The following is a 13934-nucleotide window of genomic DNA, read 5'->3' on the forward strand; positions in this document are numbered from 1 at the left end:
CTGTTTGTTAAATCGTCATCGGGGGCAAGCCCCCTCCCACATTTGAAGTGTGAATACATTCAAGTGTGGGAGGGGGCTTGCCCCCGATGCTTTTAGTCGGCTTTACGCGGAATCAGCACAACCTGCGCCGGAATGTGTTTCAAAATTTGCCGGTGAATCTTCAGCTCATACCCTGCATCAATGCGCTTCACTCGTTTGGTCAGCAACGTGGCCAACCACGGGTAATCCTCGGTGCGTGGTACCTGAATGCTGACGTCGCACTGGTAATTCACCACGTCGGTGGCGATGGCATCCAGCTGATGGCGCATGGCTTCGACATCCGCCAGGTTCAACGCCACGGTGGTGCTCGGCGCCGCCGGGTCGATGACCTTGGCGGCGGGCTTGGCTTCGGCGGCTTTCAAGGCGGCCTCGGCCTGATCCAGCTCGGCTTTGCGCGCATGGCTGATGGCGCTGTTGACGCCACCGGTCAGGGCTGGGGCCTTGGGCATCAGCGCGCGGGCACGGCTCAGGGCTGTGGCGGCGGCGTTGACGTCGCCCTTTTGCAGCACGATCTGGCTGCGCTGCAGGTAGGCTTCGGCCAATTGCCGCTGGTAAGCCTCGAGCGCCGGATCGTTGGGCGATTGGGCCTGCAACGTGGCGAGCTGGTCTTCGGCGGTGGCCAATTCGCTGCTGGCCAGGTTTTGCTCCAGTTGCGCGATGGCCGCAGCACGCGGATCCAGCGCTTCGGGGGCGGCGGGCGGTGTGCTTTGACAGGCGCCCAGCAGCAGGGAAAATGCGGCAAGGAGCAGATAACGGAAGGTGAACGGCTTCATTCCTGCGACTCTCTATTTGCGCAAAAAGCGAGCAAGTCTACACCCCTCGACGGGGCAGGACAAAACTCAGCAGAAACAGGGCGGCCGCCGATACTACGATCGACGGCCCGGCCGGTGTGTCCTTGAACCATGACAACGCCAGGCCTCCACACACTGCCAACATGCCCAACAGGCTTGCGCCGATTGCCATTTGCTCCGGCGAACGAGCATGGCGCTGAGCGGCGGCTGCGGGAATGATCAACAGCGACGTGATCAACAATACGCCGACAATCTTCATCGCGACAGCGATCACCACCGCGATCAACAACATCAGCGCCAGGCGCAGGGCCGGCACGGGCAAACCTTCCACCGTGGCGAGTTCCTCGTGCACGGTAATCGCCAGCAGCGGGCGCCACAGGCTCACCAGCAGCACCAGTACCGCCGCGCTGCCGCCCAGGATCCACATAAGATCGACAGGGCTGATCGCCAGCAGATCGCCAAACAGGTAGGCCATCAGGTCAATGCGCACTTCATGCATGAAGCTCAGCACCACCAGGCCCAGGGACAAGGTACTTGGCGCCAGGATGCCCAGCAGCGTATCGGAGGCCAGGGGTTGGCGCTGTTGCAGCGTTACCAACAACACCGCCAGCAGCAGGCAGCCGACCGTTACGGCGATGGTCGGGCTCACATCCAGCAGGAAGCCCATGGCCACGCCGAGCAGCGCGGCATGGGACAACGTGTCGCCAAAGTACGCCATGCGCCGCCAGACCACGAACGAGCCCAACGGGCCCGCTACCAACGCCAAAGCCAAGCCTGCCAGCAGGGCGTAGAGCAGAAAATCAGCCATGCTTGCAGCTATCTCCATGAACATGAGGGTGGGGTGCGGCGGGGTCGTCAACCACGGCGCCGTGCAGATCATGGGCGTGGTCGTGGTGGTGATGGTAGATCGCCAGGCTTTGCGCGTTCTTACCGAACAGCTCGACGAACGCCGGGTCGCCGCTGACCTGTTCCGGATGGCCGGAGCAGCACACGTGACGGTTGAGGCAGACCACCTGGTCGGTGGTGCTCATCACCAGGTGCAAATCGTGAGACACCATCAGCACACCGCAGCCGTGACGGTCGCGCAAGCGGGTGATCAGGCTGTACAGCTCGGCTTGCCCGGCGACGTCGACGCCTTGCACGGGCTCATCGAGCACCAGCAGCTCTGGCTCGCGCAACAGCGCGCGGGCCAGCAGCACGCGCTGCATTTCACCGCCGGAGATGCTTTGCACCGGGCTGTCGATCACTTGTTCAGCGCCGACTTCTTTGAGCGCCGCCTGCGCGCGGGCACGGTCGACCGCCGGTACCAGGCGCAGAAAGCGTAGTACGGAAAGCGGGAGTGTCGGGTCTACGTGCAGCTTCTGCGGCATATAGCCCACGCGCAGTTTGGGTCTGCGCCATACGCTGCCACGGTCCGGCTTGAGCAGGCCCAGCACGGCGCGTACCAGGGTGGTCTTGCCGGCGCCATTGGGGCCGATCAGGGTAACGATCTGCCCCGGCTCCACACTCAATGCGATGTCATCCAGCACGTTTTGCCCGGCGAACGTGACCCCAACCTGCTCCAGGCGGATTAACGCGTTGCTCATCAAGCCCCCTGACAGCCCGAGCACAGGCCGACCACTTCGACCGTTTGCCCTTCGACGCTGAAGCCGACTTCAGCGGCGCTTTTGATGATGGCGTCACTGATGCTTTTTTGTTCAAGCTCGATGGCGGCGTGGCACTCGCGGCAAATCAGGAACTGACCCTGATGCGCGTGTTCCGGGTGGTTGCAGCCGACAAAGGCATTGAGCGAAGCGATGCGGTGCACCAGGCCGTTTTCCAGCAGGAAATCCAGCGCACGGTAAACCGTCGGCGGCGCGGCGCGGCGGCCGTCCTGCTCGCTGAGTACGCCGAGGATGTCGTACGCGCCGAGCGGCTTGTGGCTTTGCCACACCAACTCCAGCACGCGACGACGCAGCGCGGTCAGGCGCAAACCCTTCTGCGCACACAGGGTGTCGGCCTCCGACAGCGCGGTGTGAACGCAGTGAGAGTGGTCGTGGGGACGGCTGGCAAGCGGTGTTATAGGCATGAGCGGCGACAGATATTTGATAGAGACGTTATTATGTTACCCGTTCCTACGCCATTGAGTGGTCATCGTGTCCCGACTTTTTCCCGTTTTTGTCGTATTTGTCACCAGTTTGTTCATGGCTGGCGCCGCTCAGGCCGAGGTGAAGGTGCTGACCAGCATCAAGCCGCTGCAGCTGATTGCCGCTGCTGTGCAGGACGGTGTAGCGGTTCCGGAGGTGTTGCTGCCACCGGGTGCGTCGCCGCACAACTTCGCATTGCGCCCATCCGACGTACGGCGCGTGCAGTCGGTAGACCTGCTCTACTGGATCGGTCCGGACATGGAAACATTTTTGCCGCGCGTGCTGAAAGGCCGTACGGCGACAACGGTGGCCGTGCAGGACCTGCCGGGCATGAAACTGCGCCGGTTCGGCGAAGATAGCCACTCCCACGCCGATGAAGCCGACGAACACGACCACGATCATCGCCCCGGCAGTGTGGATGCACATCTGTGGCTGTCGACGGTGAATGCGCGGGTGATCGCGGCGCGTATGGCGGCTGACCTCAGTGCCGCCGACCCGGCCAACGCCGCGCGTTACCAGAGCAACGCGAAGGCCTTCGAGGATCGCCTGGATGCGCTGGATGTGCGCCTGAAGCAGCGTTTGGCCGGCGTTGAGGGCAAACCTTACTTTGTGTTTCACGAGGCTTTTGATTACTTCGAAGACGCCTACGGCTTGAAGCACGCCGGCGTGTTTGCCGTTGCAGCCGAAGTGCAGCCAGGCGCCCAGCATGTGGCGGCGATGCGCACGCGGTTACAGGAAGTGGGCAAGACCTGTGTGTTCAGCGAGCCACCGCTGCGACCAAGGTTGGCGGAGACGCTGGTGGCTGGTTTGCCGGTGAAGCTCGCGGAGTTGGACGCGCTGGGTGGCTACACCCCGGCCACGGCCCAGGGTTACGAGCAGGTGCTGGAAAAACTGGGCAATGATCTGGCCGGGTGCCTGGAATCGCTCTGACTGCCACTGCAGATCAAATGTGGGAGGGGGCTTGCTCCCGATGGCTTTGGGTCAGCTGATACATTTGCTGGCTGACCCACCGCTATCGGGGGCAAGCCCCCTCCCACATTTTTAACGGTGTGTATCTTTAGAGCGCGAATGGCAGGTGGACGCTAATCTGCTGGCGTTGCGCCAAGCGATGCTCGAACTCCGCCGGGTCATGAATCAGCACATCCTGCCCGGCAAACGCCTGCGCCGCGATCAGGCGCGACAGCCAGAAGCGCACACACGCCACTCGCAACAGGGTCGGCCACAGCTCGGCTTCCTTCGCGGTAAACGGCCGCAGCCCCGCGTAAGCTCCCAGCAACGCACGGGCGCGCTGCCCGTCAATCACGCCGTCGGCATCCGAACACCAGTCATTCAAGGCGATGGCGATGTCGTACAGCATCGGCCCCGAGCAGGCGTTGTAGAAGTCGATCAGGCCGGTCAGGTGCGTGCCTTCGAACATCGCATTGTCGCGGAACAGGTCGGCGTGAACGTTGGCGCGCGGCAGGGCAAGGATCTGCGCCTTGTAGGCCTGGATCTCGCTCAAGGCATCCTGCAGAAGCCGCTGTTGCGCGTCGTTCAGGTGCGAAATCAACTGCGCGCCTTCAGTGAGCATCCAATCCAGCCCACGATCGGTCTTGCGTTCCAGCACCTTGTCGCCCTGGGTCGCCAGATGCAGGTGACCGAGCAAGTCGCCGACCTGGGCGCAATGCTGGGCGTTGGCGTCCTTGATGTGTTTGCCGGCCAGGCGCGGTTGCAACAGCGCCGGCTTGCCGGCCAACGTGCGCAGGGCAACGCCGTCGGTGGTGCGCAGGGCGTAAGGCACGGGCAGGTCGGCGTCGTGGAGTACGTCGAGCAGTTCGATGAAGAATGGCATTTCCGCAATGGGGCCACGTTCAACCAGGGTCAGGACGTACTCGCCCTGTTCCAGGCTGATAAAGAAATTGGTGTTTTCGCTACCGGCGGCAATCCCCTGGAAATCAAGCAGGCGGCCGAGCCCGTAAGGGGCAAGAAAGGTTTCCAGCTCGGGCCGAGCCAGGGGGGTGAACACAGACATGGTTAAAACTGCCATTACGGGCGCCGCTCAGCGCGGCGCCGGTTGAAGTTAGGGAATCATTTCCATTCGAAGATCTTCCATGACGGGATCAGCATATCCGGCTGGTCAGAACGGATGAAGTTCGCGTCGGTTCCGTCAGCGCGTACCAGAAAATATGGTGGCGCACCTTTTGGCGTGACCTTGATGGCGTACAGGAAGCCGTTTTGGCGGTACTCCTGGATAGTCTTGTCGCCTTCCGTGCGAATGGTCACTTCCGGATCGGCCGAAGGCGCATCGTCTGCCGCCATGGCAGCCATCGGAGCGAGTGCAATCAAGCCAGTGAACAGCAGGCGATTGAATGTACGCATGATAACCTTGTCCCTTTGTTTTCATTGGTCCGGCTATTCTAGCGTCTGACCCGCCGAAAAGGTTGATCCTGCTCATGAGCCAAGCGCCTCTCGTCCTGGTGGACGGTTCTTCTTATCTGTACCGCGCCTTCCACGCGCTGCCACCGCTGACCACCTCCAAAGGCCTGCCCACCGGCGCGGTCAAGGGCGTGTTGAACATGCTCAAGAGCCTGCGCAGGCAATACCCGAACAGCCCGTTCGCCGTGGTGTTCGACGCCAAGGGCGGGACCTTTCGCGATGACATGTACGCCGAATACAAGGCCAATCGCCCGAGCATGCCCGATGACATGCGCCTGCAGATCGAGCCCCTGCACCAGAGCGTGATCGCCCTGGGCTTCCCGTTGCTGTGCGTCGAAGGCGTCGAGGCCGATGACGTGATCGGTACCCTGGCCCGCAGCAGCGCGGCCGCTGATCGTCCCGTGGTGATCTCCACCGGCGACAAGGACATGGCGCAACTGGTGGACGGGCACATTACCTTGGTCAACACCATGACCGGTAGTTCGATGGACATCGAGGGCGTAAAGGAGAAATTCGGCGTCGCTCCAGAGCAGATCATTGATTACCTGGCGTTGATGGGCGATTCGTCCGACAACATCCCTGGCGTTCCCGGAATTGGCCCGAAGACCGCCTCCGGTTTGCTGGTGGGTGTGAATGGCGGCCTGAAAGAGCTGTATGAACAGCTGGACATTGTGCCGACCCTGCCGATTCGTGGCGCCAAGACGCTGCCGGCGAAGTTGGAAGAGCATAAGGAAATGGCGTTCCTGTCCTATCAGTTGGCGACGATCAAGATCGACGTGCCCCTGGATATCGGCCTGGACGACCTGCACCTGATCGAGCCGGATCGCGAAAAGCTGCTTGAGTTGTACACGCTGCTTGAGTTCAAGAGCTGGTACGAAGAGATCCAGCGCGATACCAAGCGTGTCGAGCTCAAGACGGCGAACGAGGTTGCGCCCGTCGCCCAAGCGTCGGTTGAGGCGGTGATAGCGGTGCCGGTGGAGTCGGTTTACACCACCATCCTGGACCAGGCCACATTCGATCTGTGGCTGAAGAAGCTCAACGACGCGCCGTTATTTGCCTTCGACACCGAGACCACCGGGATCGACGCCCAACAGGCCCAGTTGGTTGGGCTTTCGTTCGCTGTGCAGCCCCATGAGGCGGCCTATATCCCGCTGACGCATTCCTATACCGGTGCGCCGGATCAATTGGACCGTGACACCGTGCTGCTGGCCTTGAAGCCGTTGCTGGAAGATCCGACCAAGCTCAAGGTCGGCCAGCACGCCAAGTTCGACATGAATATCCTGGCCAACTGCGCCATCGGCGGCGACCCTGCGCAGGGCATCACCGTGCGGGGCATCGCCTTCGATACCATGCTCGAATCCTACGTACTGAACTCCACCGCGACCCGCCATGACATGGACAGCCTGGCGAAAAAATACCTGGGCCACGACACCGTCAGCTTCCAGGACATCGCCGGCAGGGGCGCCAAGCAGCTGACATTCGACCAGATCGCCCTCGAACAAGCCGGCCCGTATGCAGCCGAAGATGCCGATGTGACGTTGCGCCTGCACCAGAAGCTGCACGCTCAGCTGGCAGCGATCCCGAGCCTGGCCAGTGTGTTGACGGACATCGAGATGCCGTTGGTGCCGGTGCTGGCGCGTATCGAGCGCCAAGGCGCCCTGGTGGACAAGGCACTGCTGGGCATCCAGAGCATCGAGCTGGGCAACAAGATGGTCGAGCTGGAGCGCCAGGCATTCGAGATCGCCGGCGAAGCGTTCAACCTGGGTTCGCCCAAGCAGCTCGGGGCGATTCTCTACGAGAAACTCGGAATGCCGGTGTTGAAAAAGACCGGCAAGGGCCAGGCATCCACGGCTGAAGAAGTGCTGGCCAAGCTGGCCGAGGATGATTTTCCGCTGCCCAAGGTGCTCATGCAGTACCGCAGCATGAGTAAGCTGAAAAGCACCTATACCGACCGCCTGCCGGAACAGATCAACCCGCGTACCGGGCGTATTCATACGTCTTACCATCAGGCGGTGGCGGCGACCGGGCGTTTGTCCTCCAGCGATCCGAACCTGCAGAACATCCCGGTGCGCACCGCCGAAGGGCGACGCATTCGCCAGGCGTTTATCGCACCCAAAGGCTACAAGCTGCTGGCAGCGGACTATTCGCAGATCGAGCTGCGGATCATGGCGCACCTGTCGAAGGACGAAGGGTTGATGAACGCCTTTCGCAACGACCTGGACGTGCACACCGCCACGGCTGCCGAGGTATTCAAGGTTGAATTGAGCGAGGTTACCTCCAACCAACGCCGCAGTGCCAAGGCGATCAACTTCGGCCTGATCTACGGCATGGGCGCCCAGAAGCTCGGCAAGGACATTGGCGTCGATACCAAGACCGCCAAGGCTTATATCGATGTGTACTTCGCCCGCTATCCCGGCGTGCGCGAATACATGGAGCGCACCCGCGCCCAGGCGGCGGACCAGGGTTTTGTGGAAACCTTCTTCGGGCGGCGCCTGTACGTGCCGGATATCAACTCCAACAAGCCTCAGGAGCGCGCGGCGGCAGAGCGCACCGCGATCAACGCGCCCATGCAGGGCACGGCGGCGGACATCATCAAGAAAGCCATGGTGAAGGTGGACAATTGGCTGACCGAGTCGGGCCTGGACGCTAAGGTCATCCTTCAGGTGCATGATGAACTGGTACTGGAGGTGCGTGAGGATCTGATCCCGGAGGTCAGCCAGAGAATCCGCGAACACATGAGCGCTGCCGCGCAGTTGGACGTGCCCCTGGTGGTGGACGTGGGCGTTGGCGATAACTGGGACGAGGCCCATTGATTCTGCGGCTGCGCCATCACCGCGTGATGGCACGGCGCTTTAGATCGGAAACTGCCGTCAGTTATTTCCAAGAGTTTTTTGAACCCGCAGGAACTTAACCTGTGAACCGTCACTCAGAGTTACTGAATGGGTGGTGAAGCCCTTCAATGCTCCTATGTTGTGTTAAGTGTTGGCAGATATCTGGACCCCGCCCTAGCGGTCCGGAACTTGGACCCCGAACTTCCCTCCCCATACGAAGTCCGGGGTTTTTTTTGCCCGCGCAAAAGTTACTCGGCGATCTCAGCGCCTTTGTCCGCCAATTCCATCCAGCCGGCCAGTACAGTGTAGGCGTCTTCGAGGCCCATGCGCTTTGGCGCGGAGAACAGTTGGATGCTGATTGCGTCGCCCCAACCCTTACGGATCTCGGTCTGCACTTTGAGCAGGGTGTTCTTGGCTGCGCCGTAGGTCAGCTTGTCGGCCTTGGTCAGCAGGATATGCATTGGCATGCCGCTGGCGACCGCCCAGTCGAGCATCAACAGGTCGAAATCGGTCATTGGATGACGGATGTCCATCATCAGGATCAACCCCTTCAAACTCTCCCGGCCACCCAGGTAAGCCTCCAGGTGACGCTGCCAGTGCAGCTTCAATGGGATAGGGACTTTTGCATAACCGTAGCCCGGCAGGTCGACCAGACGCCGATCATCGTCTAGCTTGAAGAAGTTGAGCAGCTGCGTGCGACCTGGGGTTTTCGAGGTGCGTGCCAGGCTGGCGTGGGTCAGGGTGTTCAGTGCGCTGGACTTACCAGCGTTGGAACGGCCGGCGAAGGCGACTTCAAAGCCTTCGTCATCGGGGCATTGGTCCACTTTGGCGGCACTGAGCATGAAGGTGGACTGTTGGCACAGGCCGAGGATGGGATTCTTGAGTTGCATGAGATTTCCGATGTGGGCGGTGCCGAAAAAGGGTGCGGCAAGCGGTGTCGTTTCCGTTTCAGTAGCGCCAGTATATAATGCCGCAGATTTTGTGTGTGCTTTGTCCCAGCGAAGGACGAAGTTCACGGGAGCGAAAGACCTTCATTGCGCATTAGAACGCAAAACGCTCTCAAACCCTGAACAGGTCGATGTATGACCTGATGGTGACTCGCTTCGGTGTCCTGATCGCGCGTTAAAGCGCCCAGGCTACACAGGAACCGCAAGCGCTGTACAACCGAGTTTGCGTGGTCGTGCCAGTGCAACGCGTGACCCGGGGTTTCAAGGCAATGCCGCCGCGTGGTTTGTGCAAGGACTGCAGTACTGAGGATTACCAGGCCATCATTGAGTTGATGGTGAGTAAACCCGGTAGATAACTCTTAAACCCTTAGCCGTAGTTGGATTAGCTGATGAACAAACTGATCGTGAGTCTGCTGTTGACCTTGGGCATCACCGGTGCTGCCCATGCTGCAGGCGACGCTGCCGCGGGGCAGGCGAAAGCCGCCGTGTGTGGTGCTTGCCATGGACCGGACGGTAACAGCCCGGCACCGAACTTCCCCAAACTCGCCGGCCAGGGTGAACGTTACCTGACCAAGCAGATGCACGACATCAAGGATGGCAAGCGCGTGGTGTTGGAAATGACCGGCTTGCTGGCCAACTCCAGCGATCAGGACATGGCCGACATAGCCGCGTATTTTGCCAGTCAGAAAGGCAGTGTGGGAGCTGCCGATCCGAAACTGGTCGCCCGTGGCGAGAAGCTGTTTCGTGGCGGCGACCTGGAAAAAGGCTTGCCCGCCTGTACCGGCTGCCATTCGCCTAATGGCGCAGGCAACGCCCCGGCAGGCTTCCCGCACCTGAGCGGCCAGCACGCCACTTACATCGCCAAGCAGTTGACCGACTTCCGCAAAGAAGAAGCCGGCCGTGCCAACGATGGCGACGCAATGACCATGCGCACCATCGCCCGTAAACTGAGTGACGAAGACATTGCGGCAATCTCCAGTTACATCCAAGGCTTGCACTGACAGCCTGCAACGTTAACGCTCGATTAATCCATCGATGCAAGCATAAAAAGGGTGGCTACGGCCGCCCTTTTTTGTGGCGGCTGCCGTTACACTAACGAACTCATGTCCGCGTAGACCTGTCACACCTAAAGGTCGCGTGAGGCGACCGTATTTGTCCAGGAGTAAAGCATGCGTAATCTGATCCTCAGCGCCGCCCTCGTCACTGCCAGTCTCTTCGGCATGACCGCACAAGCTGCCGACGTGCCGCTTGAAGCCGGTAAAACCTACGTCGAACTGGCTAACCCGGTGCCGGTCTCGGTCCCCGGCAAGATCGAGGTGGTGGAGCTGTTCTGGTACGGTTGCCCGCACTGCTACGCCTTTGAGCCGACCATCAATCCTTGGGCTGAAAAGCTGCCGAAGGACGTGAACTTCAAGCGCATTCCGGCCATGTTCGGCGGCCCATGGGATGCCCACGGCCAACTGTTCCTGACCCTGGAAGCCATGGGTGTGGAGCATAAGGTCCACAACGCGGTATTCAACGCGATCCAGAAAGAAGGCAAGCGCCTGACCAAGCCAGACGAAATGGCTGACTTCGTTGCCACCCAAGGCGTCGACAAAGACAAGTTCCTGGCCACTTTCAACTCCTTTGCTATCCAGGGCCAGATCAAACAGGCCAAGGAACTCGCGCAGAAGTATGGCGTGCAAGGCGTACCGACCCTGATCGTCAACGGCAAGTACCGTTTCGACCTGGGCAGTACCGGTGGCCCTGAACAGACGCTCAATGTCGCTGACCAGCTGATCGCCAAAGAGCGCGCAGCCAAGTAAGGGGCTCGCCATGCGCCGCTGGGGTACCGAACGCGTTGTAGGCCTGCATGATCCGCGGGTCAACGAACATCATCTGGAATCCACAGGCCTGCCGGCAGATAGCCGCCTGCGGCTGCTCAGTTTCAATATCCAGGTGGGTAACAGCACCGAGAAATATCGGCACTACCTCACGCGGGGCTGGCAGCACTTGCTGCCGCACAAAGGGCGCACCGGCAATCTGCAAAAAATCGGCGACCTGCTCAGCGACTTCGACCTGGTTGCCCTGCAGGAAGCCGACGGCGGGAGCCTGCGCTCCGGCTACATCAACCAGGTGGAACACCTTGCCCAGCTCGGCGCCTTCCCCTACTGGTACCAGCAACTCAATCGTAACCTCGGGCGTCTGGCACAGCACAGCAATGGCGTGCTCAGCCGCTTGAAGCCGACCGTCATCGAGGATCACCCGTTGCCGGGCCCCAAAGGGCGAGGCGCGATCCTTGTGCGTTTTGGTGAGGGGCCGGAAGCGTTGGTGGTGGTGATGATGCACCTGGCCCTCGGCGGGCGTACGCGCAACCTTCAGTTGGCCTACGTGCGCGACTTGATCGGCAACTACAAGCACCAGGTGCTGATGGGTGACATGAACACCCATGCCAACGACCTGCTGCAGAATTCCCCGCTGCGCGACCTCGGCCTGCTGGCGCCGCAGGTCGAAGCCACGTTTCCCAGCTGGCGTCCGCAGCGCTGTCTGGACCATATCCTGCTCAGCCCGAGCCTCACACTGGAAAGTGTGCAGGTGCTGGCGCAGCCCATTTCCGATCACCTGCCGGTCGCGGTAGAGATTCGTCTGCCGGGTTCGCTTACGGCTGATGCATTACCCGCGTTGAGCCCAGGCCCTCGCGGACCTCTTGCATGAGCGACGACGCCCAGCGCTGGAAAGAAAAATACCTTAAAAGCATCGAGCAACAAGACAAGCTCGAACGCCGCTGGGCCGCCCGCCTCGACCTGCTACGCCGAGGGCTGGTGCGCAGCACGCTGGCGGCCGAAGGCACTGACCGCGCTGTCGATCAATGCATGAAGGAAATGCGCGATGTGGTGCGCACCGACGACATGGACGCTGCCCTGGCTGCCCTGCTGCCGCGTCTGGAAAAGGCCGTGCTGGATTCCGAGCAGCGCCGCGAAACGCGGGTTGACCAGATCAGTTCCGCCCTCACCGCCCTGGTCGCGCAGTTGCAGAAACTGCCGCTGCCCCGTGAGGTGGCGCGCCCGTTGAAGACCTTCGCCAAACAGCTCGACGCTCGGGTGGGGCAGGCGCGGGAAATTCCGCTGCTGCTCAGCGAGTTGAGCAACCTGCAAGAGCAGGCGCTGCAAAACCTGGAGCCAGAGGGTGAAACCTCACGCTCCGGGCCCGGTTTGTTGCAACGCTTGTTTGGTGCCAAAGAGGTCTCCAATGACACCGCTGCGCCTGAGCTCGAGGTGCTCCCTGCGGCAAAATCCGATGCGCCAAAACCTGCCCCAGAGCCTGCGGAACCGGCCCAGTCCGAAGAGTTGACACAAGCCTTGCGCGCGTTTGCACCGTTGGCGCAAACAGTGACGGCCGCCGAGCCTGAGGCCGTTGCACCGGTCAAAGAGACAGGGCCCGCCGGCGCAACGTTTGAGTTCGAAGCGCCGGCTCAAACGTCAATCGCGGTCACGCCTGACAAACCCCCTGAACCGGTGGCGCCTGAAGCGCCGGCTGAGGAAGCCGTTCCCGAAAGCGCACTTGCTGCCTTTATCGAAGAGCCCCAAGATTCAGTCGACACGCCTGAAGAAACCCTCATCGGCAGCCTTTCCCTCCCGCCCGTATTGGATACCGCAGAGCCTGATCCCGATGCAATGCAATCGGATAGCCTCTACGCCCTGCCCGATTCGCCCGAGCCTTCCTACAGCTCGGTTGCCCAGCACATTGAAAACACCTTGCTCGGCCTGCTGGAAGACCTCTCCCTGCCCGAGCGCCACCGGCCCCAGGCCGAAGCCATGCGCGAACGCCTTGCCCACGGCTTGAACTGGTACGAACTGCTGCCGATTCTCGATGACTTGGCGGTGCTGATGTTGGCCGTCACCGACAGCGGCCAGCATGAGTTCGAGGCTTACCTTAAACAGCTCAACGAACGCCTTGAGGCGTTCCAGGGCCATCTGCAGGTTGCCAGCGAGGGGCACGCCGACAGCCGCTCTGCTGCGCGCCAGTTGGACACGCAGATTCGCGAGCAAGTGGACGGCCTGCAAAGCAGCGTGCAGGAAGCTGCCGATCTGGACAGCCTCAAGCACCTGCTTGAGAGCCACCTTGAAGGCTTGCTCGGCACTATGGACGAACACCGGCAGCAGCGCGACCAACGCGAACAGGAAGTGGCCGCACGCCTCCAGGGCCTGGCGGAGCGGGTGGCGAACATGGAGCAGGAAGCCCAGGGCTATCGTGAGCATTTGGAAATACAGCGCCAGAAGGCGCTGATCGATCCACTCACCGGCCTGCCCAACCGCGCAGCCTGGAGTGAGCGCCTGGATCAGGAGGTCAATGCCTGGCATCAACGTGGCAACAGTCTGTCACTGGCCATGCTGGACCTGGACCACTTCAAGCGCATCAACGACGGCTACGGCCACTTGGCCGGCGATAGAGTGCTGAAGATCATTGCCAGTGTGCTGCGCAAGCGCCTGCGGCCGACCGATTTTATTGCGCGCTTCGGCGGCGAAGAATTTGTGTTGTTGATGCCCGACTCAGCCTTGGCGGATGCCCTGGCCGTGGGTGAAGGGTTGCGGGCGGCCATCGAGGCTTGCCCGTTTCACTTCAAGGGCGTGCCGGTAACCATCACGGTATCCATGGGGGTCGCGCAGTTTCAACCAGGCGAGCGCAGTGACCTGGCGCTCAAGCGCGCAGATGAGGCGCTTTACAGGGCGAAGGCAGCGGGACGTAACCAGGTGCAGGCGGCGTAAAAGATGTTCCATTTTGTAATTTCGCCGCCTGGGATTTGAC

At 61.2% G+C, this 13934-nt stretch carries 13 protein-coding genes and 1 pseudogene; 7 read left to right on the forward strand and 7 right to left on the reverse strand.

Annotated elements, in window-relative coordinates:
- Positions 1-92 precede the first annotated feature (92 nt).
- From C4J86_RS00360 to zur, 4 genes are read right to left on the reverse strand one after another with little or no spacing between them, the layout of a single operon-like run.
- Positions 93-812, reverse strand: a complete 720-nt coding sequence (locus C4J86_RS00360) for a PA5502 family lipoprotein (RefSeq protein ID WP_124360637.1) — start codon at positions 810-812, stop codon at positions 93-95.
- A gap of 37 nt (positions 813-849) precedes the next feature.
- The gene (gene znuB / locus C4J86_RS00365; protein WP_124360638.1) at positions 850-1638 is read right to left on the reverse strand and encodes a zinc ABC transporter permease subunit ZnuB; all 789 of its coding nucleotides are present in this window, start codon (positions 1636-1638) and stop codon (positions 850-852) included.
- The gene (znuC, locus tag C4J86_RS00370; RefSeq protein ID WP_124369084.1) at positions 1631-2416 is read right to left on the reverse strand and encodes a zinc ABC transporter ATP-binding protein ZnuC; all 786 of its coding nucleotides are present in this window, start codon (positions 2414-2416) and stop codon (positions 1631-1633) included. Before znuC ends, znuB begins: the two co-directional genes overlap by 8 nt.
- Positions 2416-2898 carry a zinc uptake transcriptional repressor Zur gene (gene zur / locus C4J86_RS00375; RefSeq protein ID WP_124360640.1) on the reverse strand — a complete coding sequence of 161 codons (483 nt, stop codon included), beginning with the start codon at positions 2896-2898 and terminating at the stop codon, positions 2416-2418. The genes znuC and zur overlap by 1 nt, the downstream gene beginning before the upstream one ends.
- Before the next feature lie 58 nt (positions 2899-2956).
- Here zur and C4J86_RS00380 point away from each other — a divergent pair, with 58 nt between their 5' ends.
- Positions 2957-3886 carry a zinc ABC transporter substrate-binding protein gene (locus C4J86_RS00380; RefSeq protein WP_124369085.1) on the forward strand — a complete coding sequence of 310 codons (930 nt, stop codon included), beginning with the start codon at positions 2957-2959 and terminating at the stop codon, positions 3884-3886.
- A gap of 127 nt (positions 3887-4013) precedes the next feature.
- Here the strand turns inward: C4J86_RS00380 and C4J86_RS00385 are convergent, their stop codons facing one another.
- Positions 4014-4967 (reverse strand): homoserine kinase, encoded by a 954-nt coding sequence (locus C4J86_RS00385; RefSeq protein ID WP_124369086.1) that lies wholly within the window; start codon positions 4965-4967, stop codon positions 4014-4016.
- A 56-nt stretch (positions 4968-5023) separates the two neighbouring features.
- Positions 5024-5314 (reverse strand): DUF2782 domain-containing protein, encoded by a 291-nt coding sequence (locus C4J86_RS00390; RefSeq protein ID WP_124360643.1) that lies wholly within the window; start codon positions 5312-5314, stop codon positions 5024-5026.
- Between the two features lie 74 nt (positions 5315-5388).
- On the opposite strand from C4J86_RS00390, the gene polA reads away from it, so the two are divergent.
- Positions 5389-8184, forward strand: coding sequence for a DNA polymerase I (gene polA, locus C4J86_RS00395; RefSeq protein ID WP_124369087.1), 2796 nt, complete (start codon positions 5389-5391; stop codon positions 8182-8184).
- Positions 8185-8450: 266 nt separating this feature from the next.
- Here polA and yihA read toward each other — a convergent pair whose 3' ends face one another.
- Positions 8451-9092 carry a ribosome biogenesis GTP-binding protein YihA/YsxC gene (gene yihA / locus C4J86_RS00400; RefSeq protein WP_124360645.1) on the reverse strand — a complete coding sequence of 214 codons (642 nt, stop codon included), beginning with the start codon at positions 9090-9092 and terminating at the stop codon, positions 8451-8453.
- A 296-nt stretch (positions 9093-9388) separates the two neighbouring features.
- On the opposite strand from yihA, the pseudogene C4J86_RS27275 reads away from it, so the two are divergent.
- The 5 genes and pseudogenes from C4J86_RS27275 to C4J86_RS00425 form a co-directional block, all read left to right on the forward strand.
- Positions 9389-9505: pseudogene (locus C4J86_RS27275) on the forward strand (cytochrome c5 family protein); the annotation flags it as partial.
- Positions 9506-9538: 33 nt separating this feature from the next.
- On the forward strand, positions 9539-10150 hold the full coding sequence (locus C4J86_RS00410; RefSeq protein WP_124369088.1) for a cytochrome c: 612 nt from the start codon (positions 9539-9541) through the stop codon (positions 10148-10150).
- Between the two features lie 168 nt (positions 10151-10318).
- The gene (gene dsbA, locus C4J86_RS00415) at positions 10319-10954 is read left to right on the forward strand and encodes a thiol:disulfide interchange protein DsbA (protein WP_124369089.1); all 636 of its coding nucleotides are present in this window, start codon (positions 10319-10321) and stop codon (positions 10952-10954) included.
- Positions 10955-10964: 10 nt separating this feature from the next.
- A complete protein-coding gene (locus C4J86_RS00420) occupies positions 10965-11843 on the forward strand; it encodes an endonuclease/exonuclease/phosphatase family protein (RefSeq protein ID WP_124360648.1) in 879 nt (292 codons plus the stop codon).
- Positions 11840-13894, forward strand: a complete 2055-nt coding sequence (locus tag C4J86_RS00425) for a GGDEF domain-containing protein (protein ID WP_124369090.1) — start codon at positions 11840-11842, stop codon at positions 13892-13894. The genes C4J86_RS00420 and C4J86_RS00425 overlap by 4 nt, the downstream gene beginning before the upstream one ends.
- Positions 13895-13934 lie beyond the last annotated feature (40 nt).

This window comes from Pseudomonas sp. R2-7-07, assembly GCF_003852355.1.
Lineage (GTDB): Bacteria > Pseudomonadota > Gammaproteobacteria > Pseudomonadales > Pseudomonadaceae > Aquipseudomonas.